Source organism: Noviherbaspirillum sp., from assembly GCF_035254865.1.
Taxonomy (GTDB): Bacteria; Pseudomonadota; Gammaproteobacteria; order Burkholderiales; family Burkholderiaceae_D; genus Noviherbaspirillum.
Map to the genome: position 1 here is coordinate 112,446 of NZ_DATFAF010000043.1, position 22,465 is coordinate 134,910.

Annotated in this window: 21 protein-coding genes; 7 read left to right on the plus strand and 14 right to left on the minus strand. The window is 59.1% G+C overall.

Annotation, left to right across the window (positions count from 1 at the left end):
- Positions 1-4 precede the first annotated feature (4 nt).
- From VJ651_RS11655 to tsaB, 4 genes are read right to left on the minus strand one after another with little or no spacing between them, the layout of a single operon-like run.
- Positions 5-970 carry a DUF1853 family protein gene (locus VJ651_RS11655; RefSeq protein WP_324107613.1) on the minus strand — a complete coding sequence of 322 codons (966 nt, stop codon included), beginning with the start codon at positions 968-970 and terminating at the stop codon, positions 5-7.
- Positions 954-1,766, minus strand: coding sequence for a uracil-DNA glycosylase (locus VJ651_RS11660; RefSeq protein ID WP_414691339.1), 813 nt, complete (start codon positions 1,764-1,766; stop codon positions 954-956). Before VJ651_RS11660 ends, VJ651_RS11655 begins: the two co-directional genes overlap by 17 nt.
- Entirely contained in the window at positions 1,754-2,245 is a 492-nt protein-coding gene (gene rimI, locus VJ651_RS11665) for a ribosomal protein S18-alanine N-acetyltransferase (RefSeq protein WP_324107615.1), read from the minus strand. The genes VJ651_RS11660 and rimI overlap by 13 nt, the downstream gene beginning before the upstream one ends.
- Positions 2,242-2,931 (minus strand): tRNA (adenosine(37)-N6)-threonylcarbamoyltransferase complex dimerization subunit type 1 TsaB, encoded by a 690-nt coding sequence (gene tsaB, locus VJ651_RS11670; RefSeq protein ID WP_324107616.1) that lies wholly within the window; start codon positions 2,929-2,931, stop codon positions 2,242-2,244. Before tsaB ends, rimI begins: the two co-directional genes overlap by 4 nt.
- Before the next feature lie 145 nt (positions 2,932-3,076).
- Between tsaB and VJ651_RS11675 the strand changes: the two genes are divergently transcribed.
- Together VJ651_RS11675 and VJ651_RS11680 are read left to right on the plus strand one after the other, a co-directional pair.
- Positions 3,077-3,274 carry a YjfB family protein gene (locus VJ651_RS11675; RefSeq protein ID WP_324107617.1) on the plus strand — a complete coding sequence of 66 codons (198 nt, stop codon included), beginning with the start codon at positions 3,077-3,079 and terminating at the stop codon, positions 3,272-3,274.
- Positions 3,275-3,396: 122 nt separating this feature from the next.
- Positions 3,397-3,828: a thioredoxin family protein gene (locus VJ651_RS11680; protein ID WP_324107618.1), complete on the plus strand. Its 432-nt coding sequence runs from the start codon at positions 3,397-3,399 to the stop codon at positions 3,826-3,828.
- On the opposite strand, the gene VJ651_RS11685 is transcribed toward VJ651_RS11680, so the two are convergent.
- A complete protein-coding gene (locus tag VJ651_RS11685; protein ID WP_324107619.1) occupies positions 3,825-6,083 on the minus strand; it encodes a xanthine dehydrogenase family protein molybdopterin-binding subunit in 2,259 nt (752 codons plus the stop codon). The two genes, VJ651_RS11680 and VJ651_RS11685, sit on opposite strands and share 4 nt — an antisense overlap.
- Positions 6,084-6,193: 110 nt before the next feature.
- Here VJ651_RS11685 and VJ651_RS11690 point away from each other — a divergent pair, with 110 nt between their 5' ends.
- On the plus strand, positions 6,194-6,796 hold the full coding sequence (locus VJ651_RS11690) for a MarC family protein (RefSeq protein ID WP_324107652.1): 603 nt from the start codon (positions 6,194-6,196) through the stop codon (positions 6,794-6,796).
- Positions 6,797-6,923: 127 nt separating this feature from the next.
- On the opposite strand, the gene VJ651_RS11695 is transcribed toward VJ651_RS11690, so the two are convergent.
- The 5 genes from VJ651_RS11695 to VJ651_RS11715 form a co-directional block, all read right to left on the minus strand.
- Positions 6,924-7,298: a type II toxin-antitoxin system death-on-curing family toxin gene (locus VJ651_RS11695; protein ID WP_324107620.1), complete on the minus strand. Its 375-nt coding sequence runs from the start codon at positions 7,296-7,298 to the stop codon at positions 6,924-6,926.
- Complete coding sequence (locus VJ651_RS11700) at positions 7,295-7,519, minus strand: AbrB/MazE/SpoVT family DNA-binding domain-containing protein (protein WP_324107621.1); 225 nt, start codon at positions 7,517-7,519, stop codon at positions 7,295-7,297. Before VJ651_RS11700 ends, VJ651_RS11695 begins: the two co-directional genes overlap by 4 nt.
- Positions 7,520-7,651: 132 nt before the next feature.
- Positions 7,652-9,235, minus strand: coding sequence for a malate synthase A (gene aceB / locus VJ651_RS11705; RefSeq protein ID WP_324107622.1), 1,584 nt, complete (start codon positions 9,233-9,235; stop codon positions 7,652-7,654).
- A 28-nt stretch (positions 9,236-9,263) separates the two neighbouring features.
- Positions 9,264-10,022 carry a sulfite exporter TauE/SafE family protein gene (locus VJ651_RS11710; protein WP_324107623.1) on the minus strand — a complete coding sequence of 253 codons (759 nt, stop codon included), beginning with the start codon at positions 10,020-10,022 and terminating at the stop codon, positions 9,264-9,266.
- The gene (locus tag VJ651_RS11715) at positions 10,019-10,711 is read right to left on the minus strand and encodes a haloacid dehalogenase type II (RefSeq protein ID WP_324107653.1); all 693 of its coding nucleotides are present in this window, start codon (positions 10,709-10,711) and stop codon (positions 10,019-10,021) included. The genes VJ651_RS11710 and VJ651_RS11715 overlap by 4 nt, the downstream gene beginning before the upstream one ends.
- Positions 10,712-10,827: 116 nt before the next feature.
- Here VJ651_RS11715 and VJ651_RS11720 point away from each other — a divergent pair, with 116 nt between their 5' ends.
- The gene (locus VJ651_RS11720; protein ID WP_324107624.1) at positions 10,828-11,733 is read left to right on the plus strand and encodes a LysR family transcriptional regulator; all 906 of its coding nucleotides are present in this window, start codon (positions 10,828-10,830) and stop codon (positions 11,731-11,733) included.
- A 278-nt stretch (positions 11,734-12,011) separates the two neighbouring features.
- Entirely contained in the window at positions 12,012-12,479 is a 468-nt protein-coding gene (locus VJ651_RS11725; RefSeq protein ID WP_324107625.1) for a cache domain-containing protein, read from the plus strand.
- Positions 12,480-12,539: 60 nt separating this feature from the next.
- Here VJ651_RS11725 and VJ651_RS11730 read toward each other — a convergent pair whose 3' ends face one another.
- Entirely contained in the window at positions 12,540-13,889 is a 1,350-nt protein-coding gene (locus VJ651_RS11730; protein WP_324107626.1) for a methyl-accepting chemotaxis protein, read from the minus strand.
- A 158-nt stretch (positions 13,890-14,047) separates the two neighbouring features.
- Here VJ651_RS11730 and VJ651_RS11735 point away from each other — a divergent pair, with 158 nt between their 5' ends.
- Positions 14,048-15,034 (plus strand): zinc-dependent alcohol dehydrogenase family protein, encoded by a 987-nt coding sequence (locus VJ651_RS11735; RefSeq protein WP_324107654.1) that lies wholly within the window; start codon positions 14,048-14,050, stop codon positions 15,032-15,034.
- Positions 15,035-15,144: 110 nt separating this feature from the next.
- On the opposite strand, the gene VJ651_RS11740 is transcribed toward VJ651_RS11735, so the two are convergent.
- Positions 15,145-15,348, minus strand: a complete 204-nt coding sequence (locus tag VJ651_RS11740; RefSeq protein WP_088707577.1) for a cold-shock protein — start codon at positions 15,346-15,348, stop codon at positions 15,145-15,147.
- 331 nt (positions 15,349-15,679) lie between these two features.
- On the opposite strand from VJ651_RS11740, the gene VJ651_RS11745 reads away from it, so the two are divergent.
- Positions 15,680-17,347, plus strand: a complete 1,668-nt coding sequence (locus tag VJ651_RS11745) for an ATP-dependent DNA helicase RecQ (protein ID WP_324107627.1) — start codon at positions 15,680-15,682, stop codon at positions 17,345-17,347.
- A gap of 3 nt (positions 17,348-17,350) precedes the next feature.
- Here VJ651_RS11745 and VJ651_RS11750 read toward each other — a convergent pair whose 3' ends face one another.
- Together VJ651_RS11750 and VJ651_RS11755 are read right to left on the minus strand one after the other, a co-directional pair.
- On the minus strand, positions 17,351-20,524 hold the full coding sequence (locus VJ651_RS11750) for an EAL domain-containing protein (RefSeq protein ID WP_324107628.1): 3,174 nt from the start codon (positions 20,522-20,524) through the stop codon (positions 17,351-17,353).
- A gap of 99 nt (positions 20,525-20,623) precedes the next feature.
- A complete protein-coding gene (locus VJ651_RS11755; RefSeq protein WP_324107629.1) occupies positions 20,624-22,333 on the minus strand; it encodes a diguanylate cyclase in 1,710 nt (569 codons plus the stop codon).
- Positions 22,334-22,465: the final 132 nt, after the last annotated feature.

Below are 22,465 nucleotides of genomic sequence, written 5' to 3' on the forward strand. Positions count from 1 at the left end.
CCCGTTAGGTCCCGCGTCTGATGCGCAGTTCGGCCCGGTTACGCCAGTCATTTGGTACGACGAATCCCCGATCCACTTCGAGCATGTGACTACCACGCGGCTCCAGCACTGCCACCAGTGCCGGCGTTGAGCTTCCGCCAAAATGGCGCATCAATTCTTCCTTGAGTGCATCGCGCTTCAACGTGGCGCCCATTTCGGTCTTGGCCGGCGCCAGCCAGCTCAGTCGCGACAAGACGAGGAAATGTTCGCCGGCAACCCGATCCAGTTCCTCCAAGGCACACCAGAAACCACGGCAATGTGCGCGTGAAATCCCCGGCGGCAATGCCGGCGGCGGCGTCTGGCCGTAGTAGAACAACCAGCCTTTGACCAGGGCCAGGGCGGCGGCGACAGGTTCCGTCAACTGAAGCAGCGCAGCAGGGTGCTGCGAAAGCGACAACTGATGGTCCATGATCTTGCGGATCTTGGTGCCCAGCGTGTCAGCCAGGCCGGGGCCAACGAAATAATCGGCCTCGCGTCCATGGCCACTCGATTCCAACAGATACAACTTGGTGGCGAACTCCCAATGAATGAGTGACGTGCCCTGTCGCAGCAGGAAATCAAATTCGCCGACGGTGTCATTCTTGCCTGCACGAACCTGCACGCCATGCGCCACCAGCCCCCCCTGATGGTCGAGATAGAAGGCCATCAACTTTTCCGCATAGCGCCCGAGTCGGGCGAACGGTTGCAGGTCGAGGTAGGCATGCAGTTCGCCCGGCGCGCAGTCAAGTTCGGCAAGCCAGTTGCTTGTGTTCTCGTCAATGACGCCGATGCTCGCAATCCGACCATGCCATTGGGCAGCACCTGCATCCAGCAGGTCGGGAGCGTCGAGCAGCCATGCCAGCGTCCGTACATGCGGGTCGTTCAGGTGGTTCCACCGCCGGTGGAACTGGCTTTGAAAATTCTCGCCCGTGAAATCAGCGGACGCCTGCATAGGCTGTCATGGCGAGACAAATGTCGGCCCATGCCTTTTTCTTGTCGGCCATATTGCGCAGCAAATAAGCGGGGTGATAGGTGACCACAAGTGGGCGGTCGGCGTAGCGGTGGACGGTGCCGCGCAGCTTGGAAACGGGTGTCTCCGCGTCGACTCCAAGCAGGGAAATTGCTGCAGTCTTGCCGAGCGCAACAATGACCGTCGGCTGAATCAGCGTGATCTGTCTTTCGAGGTAGGGCATGCAGGCGGCAGTTTCAACAGGTGTCGGCACGCGATCGCGTCCGGTCTCATCGGTCGGACGGCATTTGACGATGTTGGCGATGTAGGCATTTTCTCCGCGTTTCAGCCCCATCGCGAGCAGCATGTTGTCGAGCAATTTGCCTGCCTGTCCGATGAAAGGCTCCCCACGCAGGTCTTCATTCCGGCCCGGCCCTTCCCCGACAAACAGCCATTTCGCCTTTTCGTCGCCAACGCCGAAAACGGTCTTGGTGCGTCCGGTGCACAAACCGCACTTGGTGCATGCTGCAACCGCTGACTGGAGCTGTTCCCAGTCCATCGACGACACTTCAGGCACCGATACATCGCGTGCCATAGGCTTGTCCGTTTCCGGTAGAGCCAGCGGCGGCATATCAATTGGCATGTCATCGAACGCGGCCGGTTGGCTCATCCCCACAGCAAATTCCGTCGACGGATGCTGTTGCGGCGGCACCGCGGTGCGACGCTGCCATAAGGGCCCCACACCGATTTCCTGCAAAAAAACTGCGCGGCGTTCTGCTGAACCGGTCATAACTGAAATCTCATGACAATGGCGTCCTCGCGGGTGTTTCCCTGCGCCGGATAGTATCCCTTGCGCTGTCCGATCTGGACAAAGCCGTAATGCTGGTAGACGGACAGTGCCCGCTGATTGGATGGCCGGACCTCAAGAAGGACGGAGGACATCCCCTTTTCTCTCGCCACAGCGGCCACCTTGTCGAGCTGCATGCGGCCGATGCCACGACCATGCAGATCGCGGCGTACGCTGATATTGAGAAGATGCGCTTCGTCCACCGCCAGCATCAGCAGGAAATAGCCGACCAGCACACCGGAAGCATCGCGCAACACCCATGTTTCATAGCCGCTGTAGAGCGAATCGAGGAAATTGCCGCGCGTCCAGGGATAAGGATAGACGTCATTTTCGATTGCCAGCACGTCCGGCAGATCGTTGACCTGCATGGGCGCGAAATGCAGGGATGGCAAGGACGGCGACTCGCCGACCGCTTTGTAAACGGCACTCATGCGGCCGTCCTTGCCAGACGTTCTGCTGTCGTCATGGCGACTTTGTTGCGCAGGTAAACCGGTTGTGCGTCGCGCGCATTGACGGCGCGTCCGGCGGCGAGTTCAAGCTGTGCCAAGCGGGCAATCTGCGCCGCATGCGGCACGATGTCGCGCTGCGCGCTGCCGACAAACGGCAACCCTTCGAAGACGGACGCAAACGCAACCAAACCATTGCCGCAGGCGACGACATCGCCAACGGCGACCACTGCCGAGGGTGCGGACAATGCCGGGGCAGTAACAGTTTGCCATCCATCCTGATAACGATATTGTGCCCAGTAGACCTCTTCCATGCGCGCATCGAGCACGACCAGCACATCCGTTGCGCCACAAGTCTCGCGGCAGGCTAGCGCCATTGCCTGCAAGGTGACCACCGGCACAACCGGCAAATCCGCCCCGAAGGCCAGTCCTTGCGCCACGCCACAGGCCGTCCGCACGCCGGTAAACGATCCCGGACCGGCACCGAAGGCAATGGCATCGCACTGTTTCAATGCCACGCCGGCCTGCGCCAGCAAGACCTGCGCCATCGGCAACACGGTTTGTGAATGGGTCTGCACGCCGGACGCCTCATGTGCCAGGACTTTCCCTTGGTGAAGCAAGGCGACTGAGGCCAGATCGGAAGACGTTTCAATGGCAAGAATGGTTCGCATCGGCGTATTTTACCGTGACAGGCTCTGACAAGGCTGTTGAAAAATGGCGCAGGCAAGCCAAAAGGTCGTCCGGCAATTTTTTCAACAGACTGCTAAAGAATAGCGCACCGCTGACGTTAACAGTAGAACAGCAGCGGAGGGCTCCATGGAAGTCAATAACATCGCGAATCTGGCCACCACCATCGCCAATACCGCAACGAATCAGGCAGTCGGGATCGCTGTGCTGAAGAAAGCCATCGATGTGCAGGCCAGCAGCGCTGCAGCATTGCTGGAGGCACTGCCGCCCGCCACCGCGCCGAATCTTCCGCCGCATCTTGGACAGAACGTCAATACCACGGCCTGACTGATTCGCGGCTTCTGCCAAAAGAAAGCCATTCGGCAACACATCCGCTTTCCGAGCGACCGCACGACGGCGCTCCTTGCCTTGCCTTACAATATCGTCCTGCCCCGACCGCACAGCCACTCATGCAATCACCTTGCCTCACCCTGGAAAATCACAATCGTGGACAACTGGCCGAATGGCTGGATGGGGACACGTGGGTGATTGCGTGCCTGTGTGCTGCATGGTGCGATACCTGCCGCAGTTACCGAGGCGGCTTCGAACAACTGGCAGCACAGCATCCGGACAAGCATTTCGTCTGGATCGACATCGAGGATCAGGCGGATTTCATCGGCGATATTGACGTGGAAAACTTTCCGACACTGCTGATGCAGCGTGGAGATATTGTCGCGTTTTTCGGCACTGTGCTGCCGGATCCGAAACTGGCCGACAGATTGATCCTGGCGCAGGCCGAGCAAAGCGACAGCGAATTGCGCAGGCAGGCGGCAAGCTCTCCCGAACGCGCAGAGTGGCAGCGTGTCTGCAATCTGCGCACGCGACTCAAGGAAACACTTTAGACGAGACGCAGCGGCAAACTGCGCAAGCGTTTCCCTGTCAGTTTGAAGACGGCATTCGCCACGGCCGGTGCAATCGGCGGCGTTCCCGGCTCCCCAACGCCTTCGGGCGGTTCTGCGCTCCTGATCACGATCGTCTCGACAATTGGCGTCTGATTCATGCGCAGGACCGGATAGTCATGGAAATTCTGCTGCTCCACCTTGCCATCCTTGATCGTGATCTCCCCAGACAAGGCGGCACTCAAGCCGAAAATCACCCCCGACTCCATCTGTTGCGCGATGATGTTCGGGTTGACCGCCAAGCCGCAGTCAATTGCGCAGATCACTTTATGGACGCGAATTTCCGTTCCCTCAATTGACACTTCCGCAAGCTCCGCCACGATGGAACCGAAGGATTGATGCAGCGCGACGCCGTGCGCGCGTCCGGGTCCAGGCTGGCCTGCTCCGGTCAATGCCGCATCAAGCACGGCAAGATGGCGAGGATGCTTCTTCAACAGACCGCGACGAAATTCGACCGGGTCCTTGCCGGCAGCATGCGCCAGTTCATCGACGAAGCTTTCCTTGAAAAATGCATTGTGCGAGTGGCCGACCGATCGCCAGTAGCCGATTGGCACCGGCGTCGGCACCGTGACATGCGCAATATGCTGACGCGGGAATTCGTAGGGCATATCGAAAGCGCCCTCAACTGTCGTCTTGTCGGGGCCGGCACCAATTAATCCGAAGGTGCGATCCATGACCTGATGCAGGATCGCGCCGGACGCAAGCTTGTTGTTGTACGCCAGGACATTGCCGGCCGCATCGAGTGTGGCCGAGAAACGCGCGAGGGCCGCCGGCCGGTAGACATCGTGCGTCATGTCGTCTTCACGGCTCCAGATCACCTGAACCGGCATGCCACCGGCCTCCTTCGCGATCGCGACAGCCTGCGCCACCATGTCCACTTCCAGGCGACGGCCGAAGCCGCCGCCAATATAGGTAACCGTGAGGGTAACGTCCTCGGGACTGACCCGCGCGACCCGGGCCGCCATGTCGACAGCAATGCTGGGAACTTGCGTCGATGCCCATAAGCTCACCTTGCCGTCTTTAACCTGGGCGGTGCAGTTGATCGGCTCCATGGTCGCATGCGCCAGAAACGGTGCGCGGTATTCTGCCTCCAGCGTCTTCATTGCCGCCCCAGCCGCAACTGGTTCGCCTTGCTGGTAATAAGTAAAACCGGAATTGCTGTCGAGCTTCGCCGACAATTCCTGAAATACCGCGGCCGTCGACAGATTGGCGTGCGCGCCGTCATTCCAGATCACCGGCAGCGCAGCAGCAGCCTGCTTCGCCTGCCACCAGGATTTCGCGATGACAGCGACGCCCGACATGCCGGAGGCTGCGCCCGAAAAGTCGACCATGCGCAGTACGCCCGGCATGGCGCGGATCTTGTCGGCGTCGACGTTCCGGATACTGCCTCCAATGGTCGGACACATCCGGACCGCGGCATACAGCAAGCCTGCTGGACGAACATCCAGGCCGAACACGGCAGTACCGTTGACCTTGACATGCGTATCGCGGCGCGGCTGCGGTGTGCCGATCAGGGTGAATTGGGAGGGATTCTTGAGTCGAATCCGGCCCGGCTCGCTGGCGACGGCCTTGGCCGCCAGTTCAGCATAGCTTGCGCGCTTGCCGATGGAATGCGTGACCATCCCGCCTTCCGTTCTGCACTCCGAGGCGGGCACGCCCCAAGCCTTGGCGGCGGCTTCGACCAGCATTGCTCGCGCAGCCGCCCCGGCCTCGCGCATCGGCCGCCACATATCCTTTACCGAAGACGACCCGCCGGTAATCATCAGACCGAGTTCGCGCCCCGCTTTGCCGGTAAGCCAGCGCACGGTATCCTTCAGCGTTCCGCTGCTGTCCGGGTGAAACGGCAAGCCATCCTGCAATACAGCGATATTGCCGAAAATCTTGTCGATTGGTGCCTGCTCGATCCTTACCCTGTTCAGCGGAACGTCCAGCTCTTCCGCCACCAGCATCGGTAATGCGGTATGCACACCCTGCCCCATTTCGGACTGGGGCATCGCCAGAGTAACCGTGCCATCGCCGGAGATCCGGATCCAGCCGTTCAGCGCCACTTCGCCGTTGACGGCGGGGACGGGATTGGCAAGATGCAGGCGCTGGCGCGCCGGCATCACACCCCAGCCGACGATCAATGCGCCTGCGACTCCCAAGCCTCCGAGGAGAAAGCGGCGTCGCGACTTCTTTACGGGCTTCAGGGAAATCATGTGGTCTTCAAATTTTCTCTTGTCGTGTTTGTGGCATGCTTCGGGCATGCTCCTTGCCAGACTTGCAAGGCCGCGAGTATACCTTTCACGCACTTTCAAGAATTGACAGCATGAGCCAAAACTTTTTCCAGTCCTTCATCATTTTGCTGCTGGTGACCGATCCCTTCGGAAACGTGCCGCTGTTTGTCAGCGCCCTCGCACACGTGCCCGACGAAAGGCGCAGCTGGGTCATTATCCGGGAATGCGCAATTGCCTTTGTTATCCTGCTGATTTTCATGTTTTTCGGGCGGCATTTCCTGGCTGCCTTGCAACTCACCGATATTTCCCTGCGTATCGGCGGCGGCGTGATCCTGTTTCTGATTGCTCTGCGCATGGTGTTTCCGCAGCCCGGCGGGGTATTCGGCGTTGGATCGACGACAGGCCATGAGCCGTTTATTGTGCCCTTGGCCATTCCTGCCCTTGCAGGTCCATCGGCACTGGTCACCGTGCTACTGTTTTCTTCCAACAGCACGGTCGAGAGCCTGCTTCACGTGGCGATCCTGTCGCTAGTCGCGATCGTCTGGCTGGCCGTATTGTTAAGTGCAGAGCGCATGCAGCGGGCTCTCGGGCCACATGTCATGACGGCGTTCGAGCGTTTAATGGGACTGATACTGACGGCGATGGCCGTCGAGATGCTGTTGGCCGGAATACGCGCTTACGTGACGTCTTTGTAGAGAAAGCTCCCTGTTATCAATCACTTGCAAGGCTCTTCTAATGCAATTTCTTGAGATAGGCGAATATATTTAAATTCAATAACTTATGCCGCATAGTTAAAGTAATTTATGATATTCTGCGTAAACATCAGAGGTGAGCACGAATCCAATCTGCAAGCGATTCCTCGTCCAGTTCCGCAGCACTTGCCCGCAAGATGACGTGCACCGCCTCCTCCTGCGACGCATTCAAGCGCCAGTCGTTCAGATACAAGAACATTCCCAGCGCCAGGAGCGCGGTACGCTCGTTGCCGACCACGAACGGCCGGTACTTCAACATGCCAACCGCATAGGCGGCGGCAATCGCGGCGACGTCAGCCACTTGCAGCACGGCCAGATGCAGCGGATAGGCCAGTGCCGCATCAAGGAGAGCCTCGTCGTACGGCCCGACTTCCTCTCCGATTTCAGCGAGGCTTTCCTCATGCAGCAAAAGTAGCGCGGCGGGATCGATCGAGCTCAGGTTCATTCGGTCAAGGCGCGCAGCGCACGGGAATAATCGTCAATGAACTCTCGGCCGGCATCGAGCTGATTTTGCAGGGCGGGGTCGTGCGGAGATAGCAGAAGCCCCTCGACGGTTTCGGCGAGGAATACCGTATCCCCGGCGCCGCGCTTGAGTTTGGCCAGCACTTCCTTTGGCAGGATCAATCCCACACTGTCATCTATTCGTATCAGTTTGAGCGCATGCATGCTGACCTCGCGGGCATTTGAACAGGTCCAATCTTATCGACACGGAACACAAAAAATCAATGATCGAAAAAAAACCGGCCGAAGCCGGTTTTTTTCGTCCTCCTGCCGGACACACCGGCCGCGCATCCGCCATCACACTTCTTCGTACAGGGGCAGCGTGAGGAATTCGGCAAAGTTTTCCGACGTCGACATCTGTTCGAAAATCTGCGCGGCACGATCATACGTTGCGCCCTCGCCGACCACTTCCTTCACCTTCTTCAGCTCTTCCGGGATCATCGCGCGAACCATGTCGGCGCTAACCTTGCGACCGTCCTCCAGCACGCCCTTGGGCGAACGGATCCACTGCCAGACCTGCGAGCGGCTGATTTCCGCAGTTGCCGCATCTTCCATCAAGTTATGGATCGGCACGCATCCGTTGCCAGCCAGCCAGGCACCCAGATAATGAATGCCAACATTGATGTTCATGCGCAGGCCGGCTTCGGTGATCGGCTGCTCCGGCTGGAAGTTCAGCAGGTCGGCCGCGCTCACGTTGACGTCCGGGCGTTGCTTGCCGATCTGGTTCGGCTTGTCGCCCAGGACCTTCTTGAACTCGCTCATGGCCAGCTCAACCAGGCCCGGATGCGCCACCCAGCCGCCATCGTAACCGTCGCTTGCATCGCGCGCCTTGTCGCTGCGCACACCGGCCATCGCGGCATCGTTCTTTGCCGGATCATTCTTGATCGGGATCAGGGCCGACATGCCGCCGATCGCGGGCGCATTGCGCTTGTGGCAGGTTTTCAGCAACAGCAGCGCGTAGGCGCGCATGAACGGCGCGGTCATCGTCACCCTGGCGCGGTCGGCCAGGCAGAAATTCTTGTCGACCTTGAACTTCTTGATGCAGGAGAAGATGTAGTCCCAGCGGCCGGCGTTCAGACCGGCGCTGTGCTCGCGCAGTTCGTACAGGATCTCGTCCATTTCGAAGGCGGCGAGGATGGTTTCGATCAGGACGGTGGCCTTGATCGAAGCTTGCGGAATGCCTAGCTCGTTCTGGATCATCACGAAGATGTCGTTCCACAAACGGGCTTCGAGGTGCGACTCCATCTTCGGCAGGTAGAAGTACGGACCGGCGCCGCGGGCAAGCTGCTCCCTGGCGTTGTGAAACATGAAGAGCGCGAAGTCGAAAATGCCGCCGGAGATGCGCTTGCCGTCGACCAGCACATGTTTCTCATCCAGATGCCAGCCGCGCGGACGCACGACCAGGGTGGCGACCTTGTCGTCCAGCTTGTAGGTCTTGCCGCCCTGCTCCAGCGAAATCGTCTTGCGCACGGCTTCGATCAGGTTGATCTGGCCGGTGATTTGATTGTCCCAGTTCGGCGTGTTGGAGTCCTCGAAGTCGGTCATGTAGCTGTCCGCGCCGGAGTTCAGTGCATTGATGACCATCTTGCGCTCGACCGGGCCGGTGATTTCCACACGGCGGCATTCCAGCGCTTTGGGAATCGGGGCGATTTTCCAGTCGCCTTCGCGGATGTGCCTGGTCTCGGGCAAGAAGTCGGGACGCTCGCCTGCGTCCAGGCGCTTGGCGCGCTCGACGCGTGCGGCCAGCAGTTGGTGGCGGCGCGGTTCGAAAGTGCGGGCCAGCTTGGCGACCAGCGCCAGTGCTTCGGTGCTCAGGACTTTTTCGTATCCGGGTTTGATGTCGGCCTGGATATCCATGCCGGCTGGAAGTTGAAGAGCCATGATGTCCTCCTTGGGAGAAGAGCAGGTATCAGAACGTCTTGTAGAAGTAGAAAACGGTAAGGGTAAAGCCAACCACGATGATGAACCGGCGTAACCATTGCGCCGGAATCTTGCGCGCAATGGTCGCACCCCAATAGCCGCCCAGCGTTGCCGTGGCAAGCATGATGAGGGTGTAAGGCCAACTGACGGCGCCGGCGATGACAAATGTCAGCACTGTCACGCTGTAAATGATGGCCGACAGCAGATTCTTGATGGCATTGATCTCGTGCACGTCATCATGGCCGGACATGGCCAGGCTGGCGAGCATGAGGATGCCCATGCCGGCGCCGAAGAAACCGCCATAGACCGATACGACCGCCTGGCCGGCAAGCGAGGCGAGGCTGTTGCCCGGTTTGCCGGCGCCATGTCCGCGCAACAGCACCGACAGGCGGCCGGAAAAGGCAAACAGGATGGTGGCAAACAGCAGCAGCCAGGGGATCAGTTTGGAAAACGTCGCATCCTTGGTTGCCAGCAAAGCCAAGCCGCCACCGATGCCGCCGATGAACGAGACAATACCCATCGGGATCAGATATCGCTTGTACCGCGCCAGTTCCGCGCGATAGGCCCAGGCACCGGAGAGACTGGCGGGCCACAAGGCAACGGAATTGCTGGCATTGGCCATTACCGGCGGTACGCCGACGGCAAGCAATGCCGGGAACGAAAGAAAGGTGCCGCCGCCGGCGACCGAGTTCATTGCGCCGGCACAGAAAGCGGCGATGCCGACCAGCGCGATCTGCCATACGCTCATTGAGCACCGCCGATCTGCGACTGCACAAACTGCAACAGTGCATTCATGTCCGGACCGGTGGCATCCGGCGCTACACCGAGCTCTTCCAGCGGGGCGCCGGCACGGTTCACCCAGAACGTGGTGTAGCCAAACCAGGTGGCGCCGCAGACATCCCAGCAGTTGCTGGACACGAACAAGATGCTCTTCGGCGAAAGTCCGAACACGTCCGGCGCCAGCTGATAGGCCTCCGGCGCAGTCTTGAATTTCCTGACCGCGTCGACCGACAGGATGTGATTGAAAATGCCGCGCATGCCGGCGGCTTCCACCGCCGATTCGAGCATCTGCGGATTGCCGTTGGAAAGAATCGCCAGCTTGAGGCCCATGCCCTGCAACTTCTGCAGAACGGCGAGGTTTTCCGGGAAAGCCTGCAGCTTGGCGTACTGTCCCATCAGCATGCTCTGCGCTTCCAGCGTCAGATCGAGCTGAAGCTTCTTGCAGGCGAATATCAATGCGTCCTGCGTCACTTCCCAGAACGGCTTGTACATGGAGCACATGGTGCGCAGGCGGGTGTACTCGATCTGCTTGTCGCGCCACAGCTCGGCCAAGGCCGTTCCACGTTCGGGGAACAATCTCTCGGCGAGCGCACCGATGGAATACACATCGAACAGTGTCCCGTAGGCGTCGAAGGCAATGGCGTGGATGGTCATCAATGGCAGCGAGGTCAGGTTATGGATGCCTCGAAGTATATTCAATAAAAATCCATATAAACTTCACGATTAGTCACTTTATTCTTGCGTTTCAGTATTGAATCGCATAAGTTGAGGGCATGGATCAGTTCAAGCAAATTTCCACGTTTGTAGAGGTGGCCACCAAGGGCAGCCTCTCCGCCGCCGCGCGTGCCGAAGGCATTGCACCGGCCATGATCGGACGACGCCTGGATGCGCTGGAGGAGCGGCTCGGCGTGAAATTGCTTCAAAGAACGACCCGCAAGCTGGCGCTGACCAATGAAGGCCTGGCCTTTCTTGAAGACTGCCAGCGTATTCTTGTCGATCTGGAAAATGCGGAATCAGCCGTATCGGAACGCAGCGCGCGGGCCAGCGGCCATTTGTCGATTTCCGCTCCAGCCGGCTTCGGTCGGCAGCATGTCGCACCGCTCGTTCCGTCATTTCTTGCGCAGCATCGCGATGTAACGGTCACCCTCAATCTGAATGATCGCGTTGTGGACCTGATCGGAGAAGGTATTGACGTGGCGATCCGCATCGCCACCCTGTCCGACTCCAGCCTGATCGGCGTGAAGCTGGCTGACAACAAGCGTGTGGTGGTGGCGTCGCCGGCCTACATCAATAAGCACGGCGCGCCCGCTTCTCTCGATGATCTTGCCAAACACAACTGCCTGGCCATCAGCAGCGAAGGCAGCCAACGCGGATGGACCTTCCGCCAGGCAGGAAAAAACGTCACGCTGAAAGTGAGCGGCAATATGGTGTGCAACGACGGCGCGGTGTTGCACGACTGGGCCCTGTCCGGCAAGGGGCTGGCCTGGCGCTCGATGTGGGAAGTCGGAAACGCGATTGAAGCTGGCCAACTGGTGACCGTTCTTGATGAATTTGCGGCTCCCGGCAACGATATCTATGCCGTGTTCGCGCAACGACGTCACCTCCCGCTGCGCATCCGCGCATTTGTCGATTTCCTCCGCCATACCTACGCCGAACCGGATTACTGGCGCAAGACCTGAATGTGCAGTGCACGTCTTTCACTTCAGACGTGCAAGCTTTTCATCCATAGCGCAGAGTTTGCGTGCCAAAATGCATCACAAATTTCCATTGAGAAATTTGAGTTGCGTCAACCGGCTTCAAGAAATACCAACAGATGAGCCGATCAGGTATATTTCCATATGGAAATAACTAAAATCGTTAACACCCTCTTACCTTGTGGATGGCCTGCTATCCGCCACCTGGGAAATGACGAAGCCACGCGAATTTGAGCACCAAAACACCACCAAGGAGATGATCGATGAAAATCCTACTCAAAACACTTAGTACGCTGCTGATTGCCGGTTTTCTCAGTGCCTCCGCATGCGCCGCGGAACGGGGTACGGCGGAGGAAGCCAGCGCGCTCGTCAAGAAGGCCGTCGCTTATTTGAAGGCGAATGGCAAGGAAAAGGCATTTGCCGCGTTCAATGATCCGAAGGGAGAATTCGTCGATCGTGATCTGTATATCTTCGTCTACGACATGCAGGGAACCAATCTTTCGATCGGCAACGGCAATGCGTCCAAGATGGTCGGCAAGAATCTGATCGACATGCGCGACGCCGATGGCAAGTACATCATCCGCAGCTTCGTGGAAGTCCTGAACGCGAAAGGAAAGGGCTGGGTCGACTACAAGTGGCCGAATCCGATGACCAAGAACGTGGAAGCCAAGTCGAGCTATGTTGAAAAAGTCGACAACATGATTGTCGGGGCCGGTTTTTTCAAACCCTGATTTCCTGATTGCAAAACGAAAACGGCCATTTGCTGGCCGTTTTTTTTCGCCTGCATCTGGTTAAAACTGGATACCGATTCGCAATGCACCCCAGTGCTTGCCGTCGACCACAATCGGCACCGACAGGTCCTTCATAACGACATGCTTCCCGCCTCCCATGTCGCGCCGGTAGGTCTGGAGCAGGAATCTTTTGCGGTTATTGATCGCGGCTGTTTCCGTGCGGCCGATGAAGAAGCGCCGGTTGCGGGAATTTGCCTGGTTCCAAACCGGATCGCTGCCCTGCGGCTTGGAAAACTTGCGGTTATGCGTCGGAATATAGCCTTTGCGGTCCGTTACCACACTGAACACGATCTTGGGCGCCCAGGTCAGGATGTCTTCCAATATCTCCGGCAGCACTTGGTCACAGTATGGCGTGAAGCGCGTCATGAATTGTTCGGGGTTGGTGCCGGGAATGGGCTTGTGCTTGCTGTCGAACAGGTCGGCTTCCGACAGGGCGCCGCTGCGCACTCCCTCTTCGAGCAGCGCGCAGATTTTTGCAGCCGCCTCCACCGCGCCTTCGATCAATGGCGTGTCTTCGGTTTGAGCGCCGCTTTCGGCGGTCATTTCGATCAGGGACTCCGACAAGGACAGAAATCCCTCGGTTCGCTGGCGCGCGGTCTGCAGCGCGGTGGCGGTGCCGGCGACTTGATCTGACAGGCCGCGGACCGAATCCAGAACGCCGGCACAGCCCTGGAGATTTTTTTGGGCGGTATCCGCAATGTCGGCGACGCCGCGCTCGACCTCCGAAACCGCCGCGTGGAAGGAATCGTGTTTGCCCGAATCGCTGTGCCCGGTTTCCCTGGATTGTATGTTGTCCGCAAGAAGCTTGATGCGCTCATCCAGTTGCGTGACCGTGCTCATGATCAGCTTGGACGACTGCTCCACCTTGGCCGCCAATTCCCTCACTGCATCGGCCACGACTGCGAATCCGCGCCCGGCCTCACCCGCTCTTTTTGCCTCGACCGAAGCATTGAAAGCGACCAAGCGGGTCTGCAAGGCAATCTGCGTGATCTCATTGGCGGCGTCGGCAACTTCGGACAGGTTGTTCGTCACGGCAATGACACCGTTTCCGATCTGTTCGACGGTATGACGCGCATGCTGAACCGAGGCTTTACTGGCCTTGGTCACCTCCTCGATGGCGAGGTTGGCGCGAACCATGGCATCAATCTCGCTCGCCAGAACCTTGAAGGTCTCCGCCTGCTTGCTGCTCATGACCGCCAGATCGTCGATGAGACCGTTCAAATCGGCAGAGCTTTTTCCCAGTCCTGACGCCTGCCGCGCGACATCGCTGAGAACGTGTTCCATCCCGGACGTCGATGACACGACCACCGACTCGGGTTCTTTCTCCGCCTTGCCAAATTTGAAAATCATTTTTTGTCCCCAGATTTATTTTTATTTCACATCGTAAATCCCGATTTCATGAAGGTCAATGAAATGTCATGCTCCAGATCGCGCAATATCATGGATAAAATCCTTGCTATATTGAGATCATGAGCAATTCTTTACTCAATACGGGACATGACGGAACCATGCGGGCCATGCTGCTGGACGCGCCGCACACGCCATTGCGCCTGGCGCGCGTGGCGATCCCCTTCCCCGCCGACTATGAAGTGCTGATCCGCGTGACGGCCTGCGGGGTATGCCGCACCGATCTGCATATCGCGGACGGGGAGCTCGCGCCGCACAAGTCGCCCCTGATCATGGGACATGAAATCGTCGGCGAAGTGGTCCATGTCGGCCCTTTCGCACATCAGTTGACGGTGGGCGATCGCGTCGGTGTGCTCTGGCTTGGCGGAAGCTGTCATCACTGCGGCTTTTGCCAAGCACATCGCGAGAACCTGTGCGACGACGCGCGCTTTACCGGTTACGACCGCGACGGCGGTTATGCGGAATACGCGACCGCCGATGCCCGTTATTGCTTCCGGATACCCGACCGTTACGACGACCTGCATGCCGCACCCCTGCTTTGTGCCGGACTGATTGGCTACCGTGCCTACAGCATAGCCGGTGATGGTCGACGGCTCGGGTTATATGGCTTCGGGGCGGCTGCGCACATCATCGCGCAGGTGGCGTGCCAGCAAGGCAAGGAGATCTATGCATTTACACGGCCGGGCGACAGTCGTTCACAGGAGTTCGCGCGCGCACTCGGCGCAGTGTGGGCTGGCGATTCCGGTACCGCGCCGCCGGCTCCGCTTGACGCGGCAATCATTTTCGCGCCACTCGGCGCACTCGTGCCGCTGGCCCTCGCGGCGACCCGCAAGGGGGCAAGCGTGGTGTGTGCCGGAATACACATGAGCGATATTCCGGCGTTTCCATATTCACTGCTGTGGGGGGAGCGCACGCTGCGCTCGGTGGCGAACCTGACGCGTGCCGACGGCGAGGCGTTTTTCGCATTGGCGGACGTTATTGACATACGCACGACGCCGGTCGCGTTTCCGCTGGAACAGGCCAATGAGGCCATGGCCGCCTTGCGGGCTGGACAATTCGATGGTGCGGCGGTCTTGCTGCCGCGCTGAGTGAAAGGGAAATTAATACCGGGTGCGAGGCGCTTTTACACACGAGGAAAGCGCGCAGGCATAAAAAAATCCCCGGCATGCCGGGGATTTTTCATTCTGCTGGATTCAACTTACAGCGGCTGAATCGCGGAAGCTTGCTTGCCCTTCGGGCCAGTCGTCACTTCGAAAGAAACGCGTTGGTTTTCTTTCAGCGACTTGAAACCATTGGATTGGATCGCGGAGAAGTGCGCGAACAGATCTTCGCCGCCTTCGTCCGGAGTAATGAAGCCAAAACCTTTAGCGTCGTTGAACCACTTGACAGTACCTGTTGCCATTTTCAATTCCTATTACAGTTAATGGGCTTGCGCCCGGTAGATCCTTTGAAGCAAGAAAAGGTATGACAGACAAATACTGCACCACTAGCTCAAACTTCAATCGGTGGCGAATTGTACCCCATATGCCGCAGCGAATGTAAACATATTTCTCTTCGATTTCCCAGAGGAATAGCAGCTGTTTTTCATTGGAAATTGAAGCAGTGAGGGACCATTAGGCATGTTTGCTGCTTGAAGGCAGATCATGCCACTTCCTCAACATAACACCATGCATCGCATTTTCCCTGCGGCCGATTCCATCGACGCAAATACCCCTGCCCACAGCGCCCGGCGAATGAAATCGCCGCCCGAAGACAAGGCGCTGCGTGATGCCTTGCACGACACATTCGGCATCAATCACCTGCGCCCCGGCCAACAGGAAGTGATCGAGAGCGTATTGCAGCGGCACGACACCCTTGCCATCATGCCAAGCGGTGCCGGCAAATCGCTGTGTTACCAGCTCCCCGCGCTGGAAATGCCAGGTACGACCATCGTCGTATCGCCGCTGATTTCGCTGATGAAGGACCAGGCCGGCAAACTGGAAAGTGCCGGCGTCGGCGCGCGCGAGGTGAACAGCACCTTGAGCAGCCGGGAAGAAGAGTCGGTCATGGACGGCATCAAGCGAGCTGACAGGGAATTTGTCTTTGCCACTCCTGAACGGATGTCCGATCCGGATTTCCTGGCCGCGGTCGGGCAGAACAAGGTCAGCCTGTTCGTCATCGACGAGGCGCATTGCATCTCGCAATGGGGTCATGATTTTCGCCCCACCTATCTGCAACTCGGCGCGGCGATCCAGGCGCTCGGGCATCCCACGGTCCTGGCCTTGACGGCGACCGCGACCGACAGCGTGATCGAAGATATCGGCAAGCAATTGGGGCTGGATGATCTGAATGTCATCAACACCGGCATGTACCGCCCCAACCTGCACTACCGCGTGATCGTGACGACAGGCGAATCGGAAAAACTTGCGCAGACCGCGCACCTCGTACGCGAGAGCCGCGGCTCCGGCATTGTGTATACGGCCACGGTGAAAGCGGCCGAGCAGATCTACCAGTTGTTGCGACAGGCTGGCGAAAGCGTCACCTGCTATCACGGCCAGTTGCCGGCGAAAGCGCGCACGCAGAACCAGGACAGTTTCATGACGGGTGCAAGCCGGGTCATGGTGGCAACGAATGCCTTCGGCATGGGCATCGACAAGCACGATATCCGCTTTGTCATCCACTGCCAGATCCCCGCCAGCCTGGAAGCGTATTACCAGGAATCCGGGCGGGCCGGACGAGACGGCGAGGCGGCCGAATGCACGCTGCTCTATTTCGCGAAAGACAAGCAGGTGCAGCAATTCTTTCTCGCTCGTCGCTATCCCGGCATCGATGACTTGAACACGGTGTATGCCGCCGTGCAGACTCAAGCGGCGGAACACGCGCATACGTCGTTCGCAGATCTGCGCGACTCGTTGGAGCAGGTGCCGGAAAACCGTTTGCAGGTGGCGCTCAAGCTGCTCAAGGACGGCGGTCTGGTCGAGCAGGACGACAATCTCGAATACAGCGTGACGAGACAACGCGTCAAGACGAGGGAGCTCAATCAGTTGGTCGAGACTTATCGGGAGAAGAGCGCGCGCGATCACGAAGCCCTGGAGCGCATGGTGTTTTATGCGCAGACCGGCTTCTGCCGCTGGAAGGTAATGCTCGACTATTTTGGCGAGGAAGTCGAATGGACGCACTGCGGCGTCTGCGACAACTGCAGGCAGCCGCCGGAACAGGCGCTCAGTCCGGCCCATGTCCGCGAGCATATTCCGCCAGAGACGCAAAAATTGAAGTCGCCGTTGCCTGAAGTCGGCAGCGCGGTAAAAGTGCCGAAGTATGGCGAAGGACGCGTCATGTCGCTGGCTGACGACAAGGTCACGATCACCTTCCCGGACAGCCAGACCAGGACCTTCCTGCGCGAATACGTGACGCCGGCGTGATTGTCACGCCAGCGGACCGGCATCCCATGCCGGGTGCATGAGGCGATCCTGGCTCAACAAGGCTTCGAGCATTTCGGCGGGCACCGGTCTGCTGAAGTAATAGCCTTGCATGTGATTGCAACCGTAGCGCAGAAGGTAATTAAGCTGTTCGCGGGTCTCGACGCCTTCGGCAACGACATGGCGTTTTAGATTGTGCGCCAGCGAAATGATGGACGCCACGATGGCCTCGCCGTCATGTTCCTTCGCGATGTCGCGCACGAAGGATTGATCGATCTTGAGCGAATCGAACGGCAGGCGCTTCAGGTAGGAAAGGCTCGAATAGCCGGTGCCGAAATCGTCGAGCGACAAGTGCACGCCCAGGGCCTTGAGGCTGACAAGGATCTCGATCGCGCGCTCGATATCCGTCATCACCAGGCTCTCGGTCAGTTCGAGTTCGAGGCAATCCGCAGGAAGGCCGGTTTCCGCAAGAATGTTGGCAATGGATTGCACCAGATCGTGTTGCATGAACTGGCGCGCGGAGAGATTCACGGCGATACGCAGGTCGCCGTATCCGGCATCGTGCCATGTCTTCGCCTGCGCGCAGGCCGTGCGCAAGACCCAACTGCCGATTTGCACGATCATGCCGGTTTCCTCGGCAAGGCTGATGAAACGCAGCGGCATCACCATGCCCAGCGTCGGATGCTGCCAGCGGATCAAGACCTCGGCGCCAATGGTGCGCCCGCTGCTCAGATCGACCTGCGGCTGATAGTGCAGCACGAATTCCTGACGTTCGATGGCGTTGCGCAGATCGCTCTCGATACGCAAGCGCTCGAGCAGGCGTTCGTTCATCGTCGCGGTATAAAACTGGAAGTTGTTGCGCCCGGTTTCCTTCGCACGGTACATCGCGATGTCGGCGTTTCTGATCAGGGTTTCGGGATCGTTGCCGTCGTTCGGATAGACGGCGACACCGATGCTGCACCCGAGAACGAATTCATGCCCGTCGACCTTCAGCGGCTTGGCGACGGCATCCATGATGCGCTGGACGACCGCGGTCGTCAGGCATTCGTCATCGCGCTCCGGCAATACGACAAGGAATTCGTCGCCGCCCATGCGTGCAACGGTATCGGTCTCGCGCACGGCGAATTGCAGGCGGGTTGCGATGGCGTTCAGCACGGTATCGCCGGCGTTGTGGCCCAGGCTGTCATTGACGAACTTGAAGCGGTCGAGATCGATGAACAGAACCCAGATCGGATAGCAGTAGCGCGCCGCGTAGGCGATGGCCTGGTTCAGGCGATCCTGCAGCAATGCCCGGTTCGGCAAACCGGTCAGTATGTCGTGACCGGCATGGTATTCGAGCTGCTGCGCATATTTGCGGCGCGCTTTCTCCGCGCGCAGCGCCATGATGCCGTAGGCCAGGTTGTCGGCCAGTTCTTCCGCGACCTGGACTTCATCCGGCCTGAAGGTGTCCTGCTCGTGCGAATAGACAGTGAGCGCGCCGAGGATCTTGTCGCCGGTCTTCAAGGGCAGCGACATGGCGGAGACGATCGCATGGCTGACCATGAACTCGCGCCATGGCGCATGGAGCGAACTGGTCTGGATATCCCTGACAACCACGACATTGCCACGCCGGATCGCCGTGCCGGTGGCGCCGCGTCCCGTTTGCGAATCGTCCCAGCTGACATGGTTGATGGCGGCCATCAGCGCGCCCTTGTGCGCTTCGGCCAGGGCCGCCGGATAGACTTTCTTGCCGACGCCCTCTTCCACGTAGCCGACCCAGACAAACGGATAGCCGCTGATCTCGTGGATGCTGCGGCAGACTTCGTGAAGCAGGACCGCTTCGTCGCTGGCGCGCACCAGCGCCTGGTTGCATGCGCTCAGGACACGCAAGGCGAGGTCAAGCCGCTTGCGCTCGGAGATGTCGAGCATGATGCCGATGGTGGCGGGCTCGCCATCGATCTTCATCAGCGAACCGTACACTTCGACATCGAACAGCGAGCCGTCCTTGCGGCGCGCCTGGCGCTCGTAGTGCACTTCCCTGCTTTCGCCGGTCAAGCGCTTGCGGATGTTTTCTTCCACGGTGAAGCGGTCATGCTCCGAGACCAGGTCGTACACGCTGATCGACGAAATCATTTCTTCCTGGCTGTAGGCAAACATCTCCGCCATTTTCGGATTGACGAAGCGGAAGCGCCCGTCCTGTGCGATATACACGCCGACGACGGAATTTTCCGCGAAGCCGCGGAACATGGCCTCGGCTTGCTTGAGATTCTGCCGGTCGTGATCGATACGCGCGATCAGATTGCCAATGCGTTGCGCGGACTCGTTGAAGCTTTCGGCCAGCAAACCGATTTCGTCCAGCGACGGGTTTTCGATGCGAGCCACGTAGTTGCCGTCAGCCAGCTCCCTGCTGTGCCGGGCCAGCTCGCGCAGGGGAAACACGATCTGGCGGCGCACCGTGACGAACATGATCGCTAGGATGACCGCATCCAGCATCAGCAGGGCATACATTTCCATGAGGGCGCGCTGTTGCGCGTGCTGCGCTTCGCCGGTCAGCGAATTCACGAGCTTTTCCGAGCTGGACAACACACTTGCCGCATCTGCCGTGATGCGGCTGGATTCGACGCGGAAGTTGCCGCCCTGCGCCCCTTTCAGAAGTGCCTCCTCGACGTGGTTGCGGTATGTGACCCAGTCCGCGTGGGCCGCGTCGAACAGTGCATGGTGGTGCGCGGAAAGCGGCTTGACCTCGTAGCCGAACGCCTTGCCGCCACGCGCGAGCGCCATCAATGCGGTGTCGAAATCATTGAGACCGGCGGATATTGCCCCCTTGTCCTGGTCGCTCTGGTGCAGCACTCTCGTCACATCGAAAGCGATTTTCTGGCTCAGCATGCGCAACTTGCCGGCCACGTTCACGGTCTCGGCCACGCCGTTGACGTCGGCCAGCATGTGGTGCACCACCAATACGTTCCCGGTGGCGGCCAGCAGAATGATCAGGAATGCGGTCGCGATGGTCTTGCTGATAGTCGTGCGCGGCAAACGCAGTGTCTGCCCTGCCTGCGGCACGTGCGGAACCAACTCCTCGGCCATGGGCCTCCCAAGCAATGAGTACTTGATCTTATTGTTGTCAGCCTGGACCGCCTGGTATCCATCGCGCGCCGCCATCGCCATGTACGCGGTCATCTCGACATGCGATTGCAAACGCAATCGAATTCAAACCTTTGCGGCTTGCTTCAAGGCAAAACGATAATCTCATTCTGCTCTCGCACCTGTCGAAATGAAATTGATCCAGATCAATTAAACAAATCAGCGCGCCGCCTTGCGGATCTTCTTGGTGTCGAACATGCGTGTGTCGGCGATTTTCAGCAGCGCGTCCACGTCTTCGCCGTCCTCAGGGAACATGGCCCACCCGATCGATACGCCGACGCTGGCCGTGCCGTGATCGAGCTGCACCGGCTCCTCGACGATGCCGCGGATCTTTTCTTCGGTGGCGATGACATCGTCGACGGCAGTCACGCCCTTGAGCAGGACGACAAACTCGTCACCGCCGTAGCGCGCGACCACATCGGTGATGCGCACGGATTCCTTCAGGCGGGTCGCCACCGTCGCCAGTACCTTGTCGCCGGCGCCATGGCCGTAATGGTCATTGACCGTCTTGAAATGGTCGAGGTCGATGAACAATAGCGCGAAGTTGGGGCGTTCGACGTTGTTCTGTGCGAGCTGGCGCCGCAGGAAGCCGATCTGCGCAATCAGCGATGCGCGGTTGAATACCGCGGTCAGCTTGTCGATGCGCAGGTTGTGCTCCATTTCGCGAAAGCTCGTCGCGAGCTGTCCGATTTCATCGCTGCGGCGGATATTCAGCGAGGGCATCGGCTCGCCTTCGCCGATTCTTTTCGCGGCTTCGGTCAGGTTGCGGATGTCGCGCAGCACTCTGTCGAGGAAGAACAAGCCAAGCACCAGCGCGACGATCACGCACAGCGCGGCAATCAGCAGGCCGTGTATGAAACTGCGCGTCACGCCGCCCATGAAATCGACGCGCGGCACGGCGACCACGGTGACCCAGTTCACGCCGTATTTTTCGCCGAGCCTGGCGGCGGCCACTTCAAGATAGCCGGCGGGAGCGGCCAGCTCCGGCGAGGTGGCCGCGTCTTCCGCCTTTGCGTTCTTCCACTTGCGCACCTTGGCATAGGCATCCCTGATAAGCGGGGTCTGCATCTCGTCGATGCGCATCCTCTCGGGCGCGCCGTTGACCATCTTGAAGGGCAATTCCGTGCCGGAGGTGGCGATCATGAAGCCGTCGCTGTCGAGCACGAAGGCAATGCCGCTCTGACTGACTTTCAGGCTGCGCAGGAAATCGGTCAGTGCCTTGAGCGTCACATCCGTCGCCATCACGCCTGCAAATGTCTTGTCCTCGCGATAGACCGGCTTGGCCAGGGTAATGGTCGGCTCTTTCGAAGTGAAATCGCCGTACACCGGTGACCAAACGGGTTTCTTGCTGCGGGCGGCGATGTCATACCAGGGACGGGTGCGAGGGTCATATTGATCGGTGCGCAGGATGCGTGCGCGATCGCCCGGCCGGGTGACCGCATAGACATGCCGTTTTGCGGCGCCGGGCTCGCGCAGGTAGAGCTCGACAAAATCCTTGTTGATGCGATTGACACCGATGAAGCGGCCGTCCTCGCCGCCGAAATAGACATAGTTGTTGACGTCCATGAACAGCCCGCTCGCAACCCAGAGGCGCGGCTCCAGCGCGGCCAAGCTGTCGGAGAACGGCTGTGCCTGGGGCAGTGTTTGCGGATCCGGGTCGATCGCATTCAGCGCAGTCAGCGCGCCGGCCAGATGCTGTTCGGTCGCGGCATTGATGCGGTTGACCATATCCGTCATGACCCGGTGTCCGAGCGTACTGACGGCCTTTTCCCCGGCCTGGTAAGACACCCAGCCGATGGTGGCGCAAACGAATACCACAAGCAGAACGTACGGCAGCACGAGCTGCCGCCGTAATGAGGATTTGTTCATATGTCCCCTCAAAAACGAAAAAGGCCATGTGCATGGCCTTGTCTTTTTTTTATTCTTGCGGGGCATTATATATCGGCAGAAAAGAAAATTGCCGATCAACAATAGTAAGGATTAGTAAACAGCCCCTCTCAC

Excerpts from the sequence above, each read along its gene's own strand:
- VJ651_RS11740 (WP_088707577.1), bottom strand. The coding sequence starts at position 15,348 with ATGGCAACAGGTACTGTCAAGTGGTTCAACGACGCTAAAGGTTTTGGC.
- VJ651_RS11745 (WP_324107627.1), top strand. The coding sequence starts at position 15,680 with ATGAAATCGCCGCCCGAAGACAAGGCGCTGCGTGATGCCTTGCACGAC.
- VJ651_RS11695 (WP_324107620.1), bottom strand. The coding sequence starts at position 7,298 with ATGAACCTGAGCTCGATCGATCCCGCCGCGCTACTTTTGCTGCATGAG.
- VJ651_RS11690 (WP_324107652.1), top strand. The coding sequence starts at position 6,194 with ATGAGCCAAAACTTTTTCCAGTCCTTCATCATTTTGCTGCTGGTGACC.
- VJ651_RS11680 (WP_324107618.1), top strand. The coding sequence starts at position 3,397 with ATGCAATCACCTTGCCTCACCCTGGAAAATCACAATCGTGGACAACTG.
- VJ651_RS11710 (WP_324107623.1), bottom strand. The coding sequence starts at position 10,022 with ATGAGCGTATGGCAGATCGCGCTGGTCGGCATCGCCGCTTTCTGTGCC.
- VJ651_RS11725 (WP_324107625.1), top strand. The coding sequence starts at position 12,012 with ATGAAAATCCTACTCAAAACACTTAGTACGCTGCTGATTGCCGGTTTT.
- VJ651_RS11720 (WP_324107624.1), top strand. The coding sequence starts at position 10,828 with ATGGATCAGTTCAAGCAAATTTCCACGTTTGTAGAGGTGGCCACCAAG.
- VJ651_RS11685 (WP_324107619.1), bottom strand. The coding sequence starts at position 6,083 with ATGATTTCCCTGAAGCCCGTAAAGAAGTCGCGACGCCGCTTTCTCCTC.
- VJ651_RS11675 (WP_324107617.1), top strand. The coding sequence starts at position 3,077 with ATGGAAGTCAATAACATCGCGAATCTGGCCACCACCATCGCCAATACC.
- VJ651_RS11655 (WP_324107613.1), bottom strand. The coding sequence starts at position 970 with ATGCAGGCGTCCGCTGATTTCACGGGCGAGAATTTTCAAAGCCAGTTC.
- VJ651_RS11730 (WP_324107626.1), bottom strand. The coding sequence starts at position 13,889 with ATGATTTTCAAATTTGGCAAGGCGGAGAAAGAACCCGAGTCGGTGGTC.
- VJ651_RS11755 (WP_324107629.1), bottom strand. The coding sequence starts at position 22,333 with ATGAACAAATCCTCATTACGGCGGCAGCTCGTGCTGCCGTACGTTCTG.
- tsaB (WP_324107616.1), bottom strand. The coding sequence starts at position 2,931 with ATGCGAACCATTCTTGCCATTGAAACGTCTTCCGATCTGGCCTCAGTC.
- rimI (WP_324107615.1), bottom strand. The coding sequence starts at position 2,245 with ATGAGTGCCGTTTACAAAGCGGTCGGCGAGTCGCCGTCCTTGCCATCC.
- VJ651_RS11735 (WP_324107654.1), top strand. The coding sequence starts at position 14,048 with ATGCGGGCCATGCTGCTGGACGCGCCGCACACGCCATTGCGCCTGGCG.
- VJ651_RS11700 (WP_324107621.1), bottom strand. The coding sequence starts at position 7,519 with ATGCATGCGCTCAAACTGATACGAATAGATGACAGTGTGGGATTGATC.
- aceB (WP_324107622.1), bottom strand. The coding sequence starts at position 9,235 with ATGGCTCTTCAACTTCCAGCCGGCATGGATATCCAGGCCGACATCAAA.